This window comes from Pantoea sp. GbtcB22, from assembly GCF_019091025.1.
Lineage (GTDB): Bacteria > Pseudomonadota > Gammaproteobacteria > Enterobacterales > Enterobacteriaceae > Pantoea > Pantoea leporis.
Genome location: NZ_JAGXKB010001056.1, coordinates 1 through 229, shown reverse-complemented (window position 1 = coordinate 229; position 229 = coordinate 1). Strand labels below are relative to the sequence as shown.

The 229-nt window shown below is 56.8% G+C and carries 1 protein-coding gene; it reads left to right on the top strand.

Annotated features, from left to right (window positions below):
• Positions 1–229 (top strand): MFS transporter (locus KVT28_RS27490; protein ID WP_217551522.1); only part of this gene is annotated, 229 nt, incomplete at both ends.

Below are 229 nucleotides of genomic sequence, written 5' to 3'. Positions count from 1 at the left end.
CTTCTCCGGCAACCTGTTCTTCCTCAAAGTGGGGCTGGCGGTTGCGGGGGCGATGGTCGGTTTCCTGCTGTCCATTTATGGCTACGATGCCGGCGCAAAACAGCAGGGCCCCAACGCGATTAACGGCATCATGCTGCTGTTCACGGTGATTCCGGGCGTGGGGTATCTGATCACTGCCGGCGTGGTGCGTTTAATGAAAGTGGATCGCAACTTAATGCGTACGATTCAG